Genomic DNA, 13,257 nt, shown 5'->3' with positions numbered 1-13,257 from the left:
CGCCGCCTGTTTCGCATTCATGCACTCTATACATTGAAACCAACATGATGAACACCCGAGTACTTACCGGAATTACGACGTCCGGCACGCCACATCTGGGCAATTATGCCGGTGCAATTCGGCCTTCAATTCAGGCCAGCACACAAGCAGGCGTGGATGCGTTTTATTTTATGGCCGATTACCATGCGTTGATCAAGTGTGACGATCCGCAGCGCATCGCGCGCTCCCGACTCGAAATTGCCGCCACCTGGCTGGCAGCAGGGTTGGATGCCGAGCGCGTCACCTTTTACCGCCAGTCTGATATTCCAGAGATTCCGGAGCTGTGCTGGATGCTTACATGCGTGACGCCAAAGGGGCTTATGAACCGGGCGCATGCCTATAAGGCGGCCGTTGACCAGAACACGGCGCGCGACGTCGAACCCGATGATGGCGTCAACATGGGGTTGTTCTCGTATCCTGTTTTGATGGCTGCCGACATTCTTATGTTTAATGCCAACAAAGTGCCGGTGGGTCGTGATCAAATCCAGCATCTTGAAATGGCACGCGATATTGCACAGCGCTTTAATCATCTGTACGGGCAGGGCACCGACTTTTTCGTACTGCCTGAAGTGCAGGTGGATGAAGAAGTAGCTACCTTGCCAGGCCTTGATGGCCGAAAAATGTCTAAAAGTTATGACAACACTATCCCGCTGTTTGAGGGTGGCAGTGCTGCAACGCGTGCGGCCATTATGCGTATTGTGACCGACTCGCGTCAGCCCGGTGAACCCAAGGATGCCGAAGGCTCGCATCTGTACACGCTGTTTCGTGCGTTCTCCACGCCTCAGCAGTCGGCGGCATTTCGTCAGCAGCTCGAAGAGGGCCTGGGTTGGGGCGATGCAAAGAAAGCCTTGTTCGATCGCATCGAAGAAGAGCTGGCCCCCATGCGTGAGCGCTATACAGACCTTGTCAGCCGCCCGGATCGCATCGAAGACATTCTGCAAGCCGGTGCCAGCAAGGCACGGGCATTGTCACAACCGTTCATGGAGCGCCTGCGCGCAGCGGTTGGGCTGCGCGCTGCATCAAGCACGACAGGTGCACCGGTCAAGGCCAAGTCGGGCAAAGGCAAGAAGCCACGTTTTGTCAGCTTTCGCGATGAAGATGGGAAATTCCGCTTTCGTCTGTTGACAGCAGAAGGTGACGAGTTGCTGTCGTCCGAGCCGTTTGATGATCCCCAGGCCGCAGGGGTGGCGATCAAGGGTCTGCAGGCGCTGCAGTTGGGCGATGTCGCTGCCGTTCCGGGCGAAAGCATTGTTACGCTCGATATCGCGGGCGTGGTGGTCTGCCGTTTTGAAGCCGACAGGCTGGAAGCTGTGGAAACTGCGCTGGCTGCGCTGGCCGAGGGCTGATCACGCCCCCAGCCATAAATCAGGCCCGTGCGCGGCACAGGCTTGGTTTAGGGCTTTACCTGGGTATCGTTAAAGCCTTTGTTGGCCGCAGACGTCATTTTTACTGCATTCATTATCTTGACCCTGCTTGCATGCGTTGCGGCTTGTTGTTCGTGGGCTAACAGGGCTCAGCTTTTAGCTGCAGCTGGCTGCACAGAGCCAGTATTTCTGTAACTTCGCTTCTGTGCACCAAAACCACCTGAAAATCGTGCGTGTAACTTTCGCCAAAATTGATCAAGCAATATTTTGGGTGATGCGTTTGCAACTGTTGGTCAACCCATTTGAAAAAATCGTTAATGGTATTGAAGTTATTGTCGTCGTAGGGGTAGTCAGGCAACAGGGGTTGCTCGAATGCATCGATAACCTGCTCGTACAGTTCGTCCACCGTGTCTGACACAGCAAAATAGTCTTCCAGCTCGATAAAAACAATAAACGCCAGCACACCGCTTGGGTCATACTGGGCCACACGTGCCGCCTCTGCCCCGTAGTGTGTTTGCAGGGCTTTGGCTGGCTCGGCCACAGCCTGACGACATACGTCTGCTATACGTGCAATTTCATGCTCGTCCAGATCGCCGCAGGAAAGCAGGCTGATCAGCTTTGTCAGCTTGCTTGCGTCAACGGTAGAAGGGGGCTCGGAGCTGGATACCATGGTGCTACCTTTTTAGGTTTGCAAGTAGAAAGGCCAAAGCGCTATTTTTTCAGTTTGGCAAAGGCGGCAGCCATTGCACCCATGGATGAAGGCTCGGCGGTACGAGCAGTATTGTTGCGCCGTGGTGATCCGGTGGCTGGGCGTTTGTCGGCGCCAGGGCGTGCTTCGCTCCCTCGCCGCACTGGGGCGCTATCGTCATCCAGACGCATGGTAAGTGCGATGCGCTTGCGTGCGACATCGACCTCTTGCACTTTGACCTTTACCGTCTGGCCCACTCGTACGACGTCGCGAGGTTCTTTTACAAACGTATTGGACAGGGCAGAAATATGCACCAGGCCGTCCTGATGTACGCCAACATCGACAAAGGCACCAAAATTGGCAACGTTAGTGACGACACCTTCGAGGATCATACCTTCGTGCAGATCTGAAATGGTGTTGACGCCTTCCATAAAGGTGGCGGTCTTGAACTCGGGGCGCGGGTCACGACCCGGCTTCTCGAGCTCCTGGAAGATGTCCTTGACGGTGGGTAAACCAAAACGTTCATCGGTAAACTCAGACGGAGAAACGCCTTTGAGTGCACCCTGACGACCCATCACCTCGTGTACGTCAGATTTTATTTTGGCAAGAATGCGTTCGACGACCGGGTATGCTTCAGGGTGTACCGATGAGGCATCAAGCGGGTTTCCGCCATTGGCGATACGCAGAAAACCGGCAGCCTGCTCAAATGTTTTGTCACCAAACCGTGGCACCTTAAGCAAGGTTTTACGATCGGGGAAAGCACCGTTGCTGTCACGCCAGGCCACAATGTTTTTGGCCAATGTTGCGTTAAGCCCTGAAATACGGGTAAGCAGTGGCGCCGAGGCAGTGTTGACATCAACCCCTACGGCATTGACGCAGTCTTCGATGACGGCATCAAGCGAACGGGCCAACTCGCGTTGGTTGACATCGTGCTGGTACTGACCAACGCCAATGGCTTTGGGCTCGATCTTGACCAGCTCGGCCAGCGGGTCTTGAAGACGGCGTGCAATGGAAACGGCGCCTCGCAGGGTGACGTCAAGGTCGGGGAACTCGTTGGCGGCAAGCTCCGAGGCTGAATACACCGAAGCGCCTGCTTCGGAGACAATTACACGGGTTACGTTGAGCTTGGGGAATTTTTCCTGCATGTCGGTGACGAGTTTTTCAGTCTCGCGCGATGCGGTGCCGTTGCCAATGGCGAGGAGCTCAATATTGTGCTTGCTGACCAGTGCTGCCAGCGTGTTGATGCTGCCCTCGCGGTCGCGCCGGGGTTCAAAGGGGTAAATCGTACTGGTTGCCAGTACTTTGCCTGTAGCATCAATGGCGGCAAGCTTGACCCCGGTGCGTATACCCGGATCCAGCCCCAGCACGGCCTTGGGGCCGGCCGGTGCGGCCAGCATCAGATCTTTGAGGTTGGCCGCAAAAACGCGTATGGCCTCTTGTTCGGCGCTTTCGCGCAGGCGACTGATAAGTTCAGATTCGAACGTTGTCAGCAGCTTGACGCGCCATGTCCAGCGGCACACCTCCGCCAACCAGCGGCCGCGAGGAGTTGGGTCAAGGCCGAAGTCAGCGTCGACGCTCAGAATACGGGCAATGCGCAAAATGCAAGGGTGTGGCGTCTGGGCTTCGAGCTCTGGGGTCAGCCCCAGCCGTATATCGAGCACGCCTTGCTGGCGCCCGCGCAGCAGTGCCAATATGCGATGCGACGGCAGGGTGCGCAGTGCTTCGCTGAAGTCAAACCAGTCGCGGAAGTTGTCGCCTTCGTTTTCTTTGCCTGCCATAACCTTTGAATAAAGCAGACCGGTGCTCCAAAGATGCTCACGCATATCTGCCAGCAAGTCGGCGTTTTCAGCATAGCGCTCGGCCAAAATGTCGCGTGCGCCGTCAAGGGCGGCTTTGGCGTCGTTAACCGATGCCTCTGGGTTAAGGTAGCCCTCGGCCAGAACGCTGGGGTCGCAGGCCACATCTGCCAAAATCGCATTGGCCAGCGGCTCGAGGCCCGCTTCACGCGCTATCTGGGCACGAGTGCGACGCTTGGGTTTGTAGGGCGCGTACAGGTCTTCGAGGCGCTGCTTGGTGTCAGCGGTTTTTACCTCATGTTCAAGCTCGGCCGTCAGTTTGCCTTGTTCAGCAATAGACTCGAGCACGACGGCGCGTCGAGACTCGAGTTCGCGCACATAAAGCAGCCTGACCTCGAGATTGCGCAGTACGGTGTCGTCCAGACCCCCTGTTATTTCTTTGCGATAGCGTGCAATAAATGGCACGGTGGCGCCGCCATCAAGAAGCTCGACCGTAGCGGCCACCTGATTGGGCCGCACATTAAGTTCGGTAGCCAGCAAGGCAACGATGCGAGCGGCGTTTTCCGCATCAGTGGCGGGGGTCGCTTTTGCGTGAACAGGGGTATCAGTCATTCGTCCAACATTTAAAACGGTGAATCATGCGCAGCATTTTGCCACATCGCAGGCCATGAACGTTGTGCACACAGTGTAAGCGCCTGTGACGCGGACGACTGCAAACTGGCCTTGCGGTGCTCCGACGCTGCAACGAACAGGCTGGGCGCAGGACACGATGGGGCCGACTGCGTCATAGTATAGAGAATTGATGTTTTACGCAGCTATGGGTCGAATACCGCATCTAATGGTGGCAGGCCGTTGCGCTGTCAAGGCATCAGTGCGTGAGCCTGCATCGGGGCAAATTTGTGGCCCATTGGTGTTGTGCGACCCCCTGTGAGAAAATCGACGTTACGATTTATGGCATGCCTTCATGTTTGACCAACTACTTTCTGATATTTTCGCCGGCGACGGCCTCATTGCTCAGTCCGTGCCCAGTTACCGGCCGCGACAGGCCCAGCTTGAGCTGGCCCAGGCCATAGAGAAGGCGGCGCTTGACCACACCACGCTCATTGCCGAGGCGGGCACTGGCACCGGTAAAACCTGGGCCTATCTGGTACCTGCCTTCCTCAGCGGCGGCAAGGTTCTGGTGTCAACCGGCACACGTACACTACAAGACCAGTTATTCCGCCGCGATATTCCGCGGCTGCGCAAGGCACTGGCCTTGCCCGTAACGGTTTCGCTGCTCAAGGGTCGAGGCAATTATGTATGCTATTACCATCTTGATCGTTTGTCCGGTGACGACCGGGCGCTAAAGTCACGTGCTGAAGTAAGCCAACTACGGCATATCCAGGTGTTTACCCAGCAATCACGCACGGGCGATCGCAGTGATCTGGCCGAAGTGCCCGAAGACGCTGATATCTGGAATCGCGTGACATCCACACGTGACAACTGCCTGGGCCAGGAGTGTCCGTTCGTCAAAGATTGTTTTGTAATCAAAGCCAGGCGGCAGGCACAGGATGCCGACGTGGTCGTGGTCAATCATGCCTTGTTCATGGCAGATCTGGCCCTGCGTGAAGAGGGCATTACCGATCTGCTGCCCGACGTAGACCTTGTCGTGTTCGATGAGGCGCATCAGCTTCCTGATATTGCTACACGTTTTCTGGGCTCCAGTGTATCTTCCCACCAGCTGCTTGATCTGTCACGCGCCATAGAAGCGGCCGGCCTGGCCTATGCCCGCGAATCCACCAACTGGAGCGAGGCAGGTAAAAATATTGAGCAGGCAGCCCGCAATCTGAGGCTGGTCGCTGCTCCCATCGAGAAGCTGCCGGGGCGCAAGGCCACTTTTCTGGCAATCCCTAACGGTGCTGAGTTTGATGACGCACTCGAGGCACTGCTCGCCGTGCTTGATAAAAGCCTGCAGCTACTGGGCATTGTCAAAGAAAAGCACCCGGATCTGGATGCGGCCCACAAAAACTGTCTTGACCTCAGGGCTCGTCTGTTTCGCTGGAGTCAACCCGATCGCCAGGGGCGTAATGCCCTGCGTCCGGGGCTGGGCGGCATCGATGCAGAAGATGGCGGTGATGAGCCCGACGCCAGCGACCATGGGCTGCCGCAGGCGACCAAGGTGGGCGCGGGCGTACATAAAGGTGTGGGGGTGTCCCACGACGATAATGCCGTGATTGCTGACGACGTTAAACCGGCCCCGCGCTCCAAACGCGCGGATGACGACAACACGCCAGCGGTGCGATGGGTTGAGCACAGCCAGCATCATATGCGTTTGCATAGTGCGCCATTGTCTGTTGCCCGCATCTTTTCACGCTTTCGGCGACCGGGGCAGGCCTGGGTGCTTACGTCTGCCACGCTGTCGGTCAATGGTGATTTTGGCCATTTTGTGCGCCAGCTAGGGCTTTGGGATGCCACAACAGCACGTTGGGATTCTCCCTTTAACTACCCCGAACAGGGGGTGCTGTATGTACCCAAGGCGCTGCCGCTACCTAACTCACCTGTATTCAATGAAAAATTTGTCGAAGTACTGCTGCCACTCATACAGGCTAGCCGTGGCGGCGTACTTATTTTATGCACCACGCTGCGTTCGGTTGATCGTATTGCCGACATGCTTGAAACGCATTTTGAGGATCTGGGCATAGATCGCCTGTTGCTGCGGCAGGGCGAAAGTTCGCGCAGAGTGCTGCTCGAACGCTTTCAACAAGGGCGTGCAGTGCTGGTGGGTAGCGCAAGCTTCTGGGAGGGCATTGATGTGCCCGGCGATGCCCTGACGCTGGTGGCGATTGACAAGCTGCCTTTTGCACCACCCGATGACCCCGTGCTGGAAGCACGCCTGAACCTGTGCAAGGCGGAAGGGGGCAACCCTTTCATGGAATATCAGGTGCCTGAGGCGGCCATTACGCTGAAACAAGGTGCCGGCCGCCTGATACGGTCAGAGTCTGACTGGGGGGTGCTGGTCGTGGGTGACACCCGTATCGTTGAAAAACCATACGGCAAGCTGATTTGGCGCGGCCTGCCGCCGTTTGCGCGAACACGCGAACCGGCGCAGGTGCTGGCCTTTCTGAAGGCCCGGCAAGAACCCCTGCCGGACGCTTTGCCCGATGTGGCTAAAACCAGTTAACAGGGTTCCAGAGCGTGCCGCGGGGCTCGTCTAACCCTTGCTCGTAATACTTGCTGTTGGGAAAGTTCTGGTCAAGCACGCGCTTGGCATCATCGCGCAGTTCAGGCAGGTTTAGCTTGTCATACGACAGATACATGATGTACAGCGCCTTTTCAGCAGCCGGTACACCCTTGAAGTCGGTAATAACGGTTTTAGCGCGGTTTGCTGCCGCCACGTAGGCCTTGCGCTCATAGTAGTACTGGGCAACGTGAACCTCGTTGTCAGCAATAGTGCTAACCAGCCAGGTAAGGCGTTGGCGTGCATCGGTGGCATAGCGGCTATCGGGGTAGCGCGTTATTAGTTCATTGAAGGCATCATAAGACTCACGCAGGCCTTTGGGGTCGCGTTCGCTGGGGTCCTGCCGCGTGAACTTGCTGAACGCGGCACTGGGCGGCGTAAACGTTATCAGGCCTTTCAGGTACAACATGTAGTCGGTACCGGCATGATTGGGGTATTGCTGCTGGAAGCGGTCTATGGCAGCAAGGGCCTGTTCGGGTTCGTCATCTTTCCAGTTGACGTAAGCCTGGTCAATAAGCGCTTGCTGGGCGTAGCCCCCAAAGGGGTAGCGCGCCTCAACGGCTTCCAGCCGGCTTCGGGCCTCTTTCCAGTTGCCTGCGCTCATGTTTTCGCGGGCATCCTGGTACAGGCGTTCGGCACTCCAGCCTGCGGTTGTGTCCTGTTCTGGCTTAATGGAACCGCAGCCCGTAACTAGCAAGACAGCGATGAGCCCGAGGACGGCGCAACATAGGCGCACGAAACCGGGATGGCGGAACGTATATAGGTCGGTACGAGTCACAAAAGCATCCTTGGTGTTAGCATTGCAGGCTGATTATATGATTTGTCGCCATGCCTGACACAGATATCACTAAAGAAAGTTATTTGCATGCTCCTGACGAGGCACAAACGCCTGGTGAGCCGCTGCATTTTCGTCTTCCAATAAGTGCCCGGGCCGAGCGGCTCGACAAGGTGCTGGCTGTTCTTTTGCCCGAGCACTCTCGCAGTCGTCTGCAAGGGTGGATCGAAGGCGGGCATGTGCTGGTAAACGACAGTCCGGGGCGTAACAAGCAACTGACATACCCTGGTGATGTGCTGCTAATCTGGCCGCAGCTGCCGCCCGAATCTCAGGCATTCATCCCTGAAGACATTGCGTTCGAGGTCGTGGCCCAGAGCCCTGACTGGGTTGTGATCAACAAGCCTGCTGGGCTGGTGACACATCCGGGCGCAGGCAATTGGCACGGCACACTACTCAACGGTCTGCTGTTTCGGTTTCCAGAGCTTGCCTGCGTGGCCCGGGCCGGCATCGTGCATAGGCTTGACAAAGACACCTCGGGTCTGCTGGTGGTGGCCCGGCACGAACGCGCGCAAACGCATCTCGTGCGGCAACTGCAGGCACGCAGTGTCAGCCGCCAGTACCTGGCTCTGGTTCATGGCCAGCTGTCAGGGGCGGGCACCGTCACGGCCGAAATAGGCCGCGATGCCAGAGTACCTGTTCGTATGACGGTTGACAGGCCAGTCGCACCCAAAGCGGCAATTACCCATTATGTTGCGAACCGGTCGGGAATGCTCGGAGATGGCGTAATGGTTACCGAGGTGGCGTGTCGGCTCGAGACCGGCCGCACGCATCAGATCCGCGTGCACTTGGCCAGCATCCGTCATCCGCTCGTTGCCGATGTGTTGTATGGTGGGCGAGAGGCTGGTGGCGCGCACCGCCAACTGCTGCATGCACGGGCCCTGGCCTTTGATGATCCGTCCACGGGTCAGCGTATCAGCTTCGAGGCTGCGCTAGCCGATGACTTTCAGCATGTACTTGATGAGGTTTTATGGAAAGCCTGACCACATCTATGTACAGGCTTCGTCCGTCAAGACGTAGTTGGGTAAGGAGGCAATCTTTTGGAGCCTAAGGCTTGTTTGCAGCAGGGCGATGATACGGCCATGAGGGCGGAAGTCGATGTTAAAGCCCAAGAGCTTGCCGTGGCATCTGGCCTGCCCTGGCTGGGCGTTCACTATTTCTGTACCACCCGGCAGGGCGGTGGCAGTGCTCATACATGGGCGTCGCTAAATCTGGGGCTGCATACAGGTGATGACCCGGAGCTAGTTGCCTTCAATCGGCAAAAGCTTCGCAGCAGGCTGCCCGGTGAGCCTGTGTGGTTGCGACAAGTACATGGTAGCGATGTTTTTGATGCCGATCGCGGTGTGGTAATGACCGCCAGAGGCAGTGAGTTTATCAGCGACCTACCGTCTGGCGAGCTTGACGCTCGCGATGCATGTGTCGCAAACGCCGGCATGCCCGAGGCAATGGCGCCTGAGGCCGATGCCGCGATTACCTTGCAGCCCGAAAACGTGTTGGCCATTATGACGGCCGACTGTCTGCCGGTTGTGCTGGCCAGTGCAGACGGCACAGCTTTGGGTGTGGCGCATGCCGGGTGGCGAGGCCTTGCACAGGGTGTGCTCGAAAACACGTTGGCTGCGCTGCGCCAGCGTCGGCCCGACGTAAACGCGTGGCGAGCCTGGGTTGGGCCCGGCATTAACCAGGCTCATTTTGAGGTGGGTGACGAGGTTTACCAGGCTTTTGTAGCGCACGATGCAGCAAGCGCTCTTTATTTTGTCAGCAAAGAAGGGGGGCGCAAATGGCTGGCCGACTTGCCGTCCCTGGCGCGGCATAAGCTGGCGAAGGCGGGCGTCAGCCATATCGAGTTAAGCGGCGAGTGCACATATGCCAGGCCCGAGCTGTATTTTTCGTATCGCCGCGATGGGGTTACGGGTCGCCTGGCCACGTTGGCGTGGCTGTCTCAATGACGCGTTGATGCAGGCATTTTTTCTGAGGGTAGCGACTTACCCTGATTGACAGTTTTTTGTTTGGTCGACAAGATGAATCCCACATGTAGGCTTTGTAACAGGTGTCTGAATTGAACGCTCCCTCGTCATCCAAATGGCCAGCTCCCGTCGCAATTGCGCCGGACCTTCTTGCAGAAATTCAGGCAGAGTTCTCCCGAGAATGGCTGCGTATTGTTACGGCCGCACAGCATGGGCAACTTACCGCGCCCAAAGACCGCCGCTTTCGCAGCGAGGCGTGGTCTGCCAGTCCGGCGCACGCTTTTAATGCGCACGTTTATCTGTTGTCTGCCAAAGTGGTTGACCAGCTTGTCGATGCCGCCCAGGTTAGTGACGCCTTGCGCAATCGTCTGCGATTTTCGACCATGCAGTGGGTCGAAGCCATGTCGCCAGCCAATTATTTTGCCACCAACCCTGATGCGCAGCAGACGATGATAGACAGCAAGGGCGAGTCGTTGCTAAAAGGCATGCGCAACCTGCTCCAAGACATACAAAAAGGCAGGATGACGCAAACGGACGAGTCTGGTTTCGAGCTCGGGAAAAATGTAGCAACCACCGAGGGTGCTGTCATTTACCAGAATGCGCTGTTCCAGCTTATTCAATATGCCCCGCTTACCGACAAGGTTCACCAGAAGCCGTTGCTGGTTGTGCCTCCGTGCATCAACAAGTTTTATATTCTTGATCTTCAAGCCAGCAATTCGTTTGTGCGGCACGCCGTGGCCGCTGGGTTTACCGTTATGCTGGTTTCGTGGCGCAATCCGCTTGAAGCCGATACAGACGGTATCGACAGCGCAACCTGGGCCGATTACCTACAAGACGGGGTACTTGAGGCGATCAAAGTTACTAGCACGGTTACCCGTCAAAAGCAGATCAATGCGCTGGGCTTTTGTGTGGGGGGCACGCTACTTGCATCTGCACTCGCGCTGGCACATGCGCATGGCAATGACCCTGTAAGCTCACTCACCTTGCTCACCACGCTGCTCGATTTCGAAGAAACGGGCGTGTTAGACGTGTTTGTCGATGAGGCGCATGCGCAGACACGTGAGCAGCAACTGGGTGACGGCGGTCTGTTGTCGGCACGCGAGCTGGGCACAACCTTTTCGTTCTTGCGTCCTGGTGAGCTGGTCTGGAATTACGTCGAAGGTAACTACCTCAAAGGTGAAATTCCTCGAGCGTTTGATATGCTGTACTGGAATTCTGACGGTACCAACCTGCCAGGCCCGTTCTTTACCTGGTATTTTCGCAATACCTACCTCGAAAACAATCTCAAGCACCCTGGACGGGTCAAGGTGGATAGCTACCCGCTTGATCTGGGTTCTCTGACCATGCCCACGTTTATTTACGGGTCACGTGAAGATCATATTGTGCCGTGGCATTCGGCATATGCCAGCACAAAATTGCTGCGCGGACCCATGCGGTTTGTGTTGGGTGCGTCGGGCCATATCGCGGGGGTCATCAACCCGTCAGCCAGCGGTCGTCGCAGTTATTGGTCGAATGGGGTTGATTGTGCCTGTTCAGATATGCCTGCACAGCCAGACGCCTGGCTGCAAGGGGCGCAAGAGCATGCGGGCAGTTGGTGGCCAGAGTGGCTTGAATGGCTGGCCGTGCAGTCGGGGCCGCAAGTAAAGGCGCGCACACGGTTGGGTAATGCCCGACATACGCCGATCGAAGAAGCGCCTGGGGCTTATGTGAAAACCCGGGCGGTGTAGAGCTAACGAGTACGACCTGCATTGTTACGGTGTGGCGACAGGCGTGATCGTAAAATAAGGAGATAAAAATGACTGGCAAACTAGCTTATGTAACAGGTGGAATGGGGGGCATTGGCACCGCTATCTGCCAGACGCTCGCACAAGAGGGCTTTAATGTGGTGGCTGGCTGCGGCCCCAGCCGTGATTTTAAAAAGTGGCTTGATGAGCAAAGTGCTCTGGGCTACAAGTTCCATGCTTCAGTGGGTAATGTGTCTGACTGGGACTCAACGCACGAGGCATTTAACAAGATTCGTGACGAACTGGGGCCGGTTGATGTCCTGGTCAACAACGCAGGCATTACGCGTGACGGGCTGTTTCGAAAAATGAGCCATGAAGACTGGCGCGCCGTAATTGATACCAACCTCAATAGCCTGTTCAATGTGACCAAGCAGGTCATTGAAGATATGTCCAGCCGCCAATGGGGGCGTATTATTAATATCAGTTCGGTAAATGGTCAGAAAGGCCAGTTTGGCCAGGTCAATTACTCAACCGCTAAAGCTGGTATCCACGGCTTTACCATGGCGCTGGCGCAAGAAGTTGCCAGCAAGGGGGTAACCGTTAACACCATTTCACCGGGGTATATTGGTACCGACATGGTTCGAGCCATACGTCCCGACGTGCTTGAAAAAATTGTGGCGACCATTCCTGTAAAACGTTTGGGTAAGCCCGAAGAAATCGGTTCTATGGTCGCATGGCTGGCGTCGGATGGTGCTGGCTTTGCGACGGGGGCTGACTTTTCATTAAATGGTGGCCTGCACATGGGCTAGGTGTATTGCCTGGCTTTAATGTTAGCTGCGCAGTACAGCGCAAACCTCGTCCTTTTGGGCCGAGGTCGGGCACGCAGGAAATTGCGTTAGCCCATGCTTTAAAAAATCGTGGTGGAGGATCTCATGCCGTCAGGCCAGAGTTCTCCACCCTTCTGCTTTTACTTATGTTTGGCCAATGCTATGACCCAATCTGAAGAACCCAGCACGCAACCCCGCCTGATCAAAAAATACCCTAACAGGCGCCTTTATGACACGCATACCAGCGCGTACATAACGCTAGTCGATGTCAAGCAACTCGTGCTCGATACTGCAGTATTTCAGGTTGTCGATGCGAAGTCTGGCGAAGACCTGACTCGCAGCATCTTGTTACAAATAATTCTCGATGAAGAGAGTGGTGGCATGCCCATGTTTTCTGCAACGGCATTGTCGCAAATCATACGGTTTTATGGCCATGCCATGCAGGGGGTGATGGGCACCTACCTCGAAAAAAACATACAGGCTTTCATGGACATTCAGGATCGCATGGCCGAACAGTCAAAAGGAATGTACGGCAACCAGTTTGGCCCGGAGGCCTGGACGCAGTTTATGAATGTGCAGGCACCAATGCTGCAAAACATGATGAGCAATTACGTGGATCAAAGCAAAAATTTGTTTGTGCAAATGCAAGATCAAATGCAAGATCAAACGCGTTCAATGTTCTCGGCGTTTCCTTTCAAGCCGCCGGTACCGCCTTCTGATAAAGATAAATAAACCGGAATCGTACTCATTGCATCAACGAGTACGATAACCGGTCGCATTCAGATTACTGTAAGACACCCTACCTC

Annotated in this window: 10 protein-coding genes; 7 read left to right on the top strand and 3 right to left on the bottom strand. The window is 56.1% G+C overall.

Annotated features, from left to right (window positions below; all coding sequences use genetic code 11):
* Positions 1-47 precede the first annotated feature (47 nt).
* A complete protein-coding gene (locus FQ179_RS21490; RefSeq protein ID WP_149399936.1) occupies positions 48-1,385 on the top strand; it encodes a tryptophan--tRNA ligase in 1,338 nt (445 codons plus the stop codon).
* Positions 1,386-1,542: 157 nt separating this feature from the next.
* Here the strand turns inward: FQ179_RS21490 and FQ179_RS21485 are convergent, their stop codons facing one another.
* A complete protein-coding gene (locus FQ179_RS21485) occupies positions 1,543-2,073 on the bottom strand; it encodes a hypothetical protein (protein ID WP_149399691.1) in 531 nt (176 codons plus the stop codon).
* 41 nt (positions 2,074-2,114) lie between these two features.
* The gene (locus FQ179_RS21480; protein ID WP_149399689.1) at positions 2,115-4,499 is read right to left on the bottom strand and encodes a Tex family protein; all 2,385 of its coding nucleotides are present in this window, start codon (positions 4,497-4,499) and stop codon (positions 2,115-2,117) included.
* Between the two features lie 352 nt (positions 4,500-4,851).
* Here FQ179_RS21480 and FQ179_RS21475 point away from each other — a divergent pair, with 352 nt between their 5' ends.
* The gene (locus FQ179_RS21475) at positions 4,852-7,047 is read left to right on the top strand and encodes an ATP-dependent DNA helicase (protein WP_149399687.1); all 2,196 of its coding nucleotides are present in this window, start codon (positions 4,852-4,854) and stop codon (positions 7,045-7,047) included.
* Here the strand turns inward: FQ179_RS21475 and FQ179_RS21470 are convergent.
* Complete coding sequence (locus FQ179_RS21470) at positions 7,034-7,840, bottom strand: outer membrane protein assembly factor BamD (protein ID WP_370459928.1); 807 nt, start codon at positions 7,838-7,840, stop codon at positions 7,034-7,036. The two genes, FQ179_RS21475 and FQ179_RS21470, sit on opposite strands and share 14 nt — an antisense overlap.
* Before the next feature lie 92 nt (positions 7,841-7,932).
* Here FQ179_RS21470 and FQ179_RS21465 point away from each other — a divergent pair, with 92 nt between their 5' ends.
* The 5 genes from FQ179_RS21465 (at position 7,933) to phaR (ending at position 13,183) form a co-directional block, all read left to right on the top strand.
* Positions 7,933-8,919 carry an RluA family pseudouridine synthase gene (locus tag FQ179_RS21465; RefSeq protein WP_149399684.1) on the top strand — a complete coding sequence of 329 codons (987 nt, stop codon included), beginning with the start codon at positions 7,933-7,935 and terminating at the stop codon, positions 8,917-8,919.
* 99 nt (positions 8,920-9,018) lie between these two features.
* The gene (gene pgeF, locus FQ179_RS21460; protein WP_149399682.1) at positions 9,019-9,882 is read left to right on the top strand and encodes a peptidoglycan editing factor PgeF; all 864 of its coding nucleotides are present in this window, start codon (positions 9,019-9,021) and stop codon (positions 9,880-9,882) included.
* A gap of 110 nt (positions 9,883-9,992) precedes the next feature.
* A complete protein-coding gene (locus FQ179_RS21455; RefSeq protein WP_149399680.1) occupies positions 9,993-11,627 on the top strand; it encodes an alpha/beta hydrolase in 1,635 nt (544 codons plus the stop codon).
* 68 nt (positions 11,628-11,695) lie between these two features.
* Positions 11,696-12,433 (top strand): acetoacetyl-CoA reductase, encoded by a 738-nt coding sequence (gene phbB / locus FQ179_RS21450; RefSeq protein WP_149399678.1) that lies wholly within the window; start codon positions 11,696-11,698, stop codon positions 12,431-12,433.
* Positions 12,434-12,613: 180 nt separating this feature from the next.
* Positions 12,614-13,183 (top strand): polyhydroxyalkanoate synthesis repressor PhaR, encoded by a 570-nt coding sequence (gene phaR / locus FQ179_RS21445; RefSeq protein WP_149399676.1) that lies wholly within the window; start codon positions 12,614-12,616, stop codon positions 13,181-13,183.
* Positions 13,184-13,257 lie beyond the last annotated feature (74 nt).

The sequence above is a fragment of the Pusillimonas sp. ANT_WB101 genome (assembly GCF_008369125.1).
GTDB lineage: Bacteria > Pseudomonadota > Gammaproteobacteria > Burkholderiales > Burkholderiaceae_B > Allopusillimonas.
This window is presented reverse-complemented; position numbering and strand designations above follow the sequence as displayed.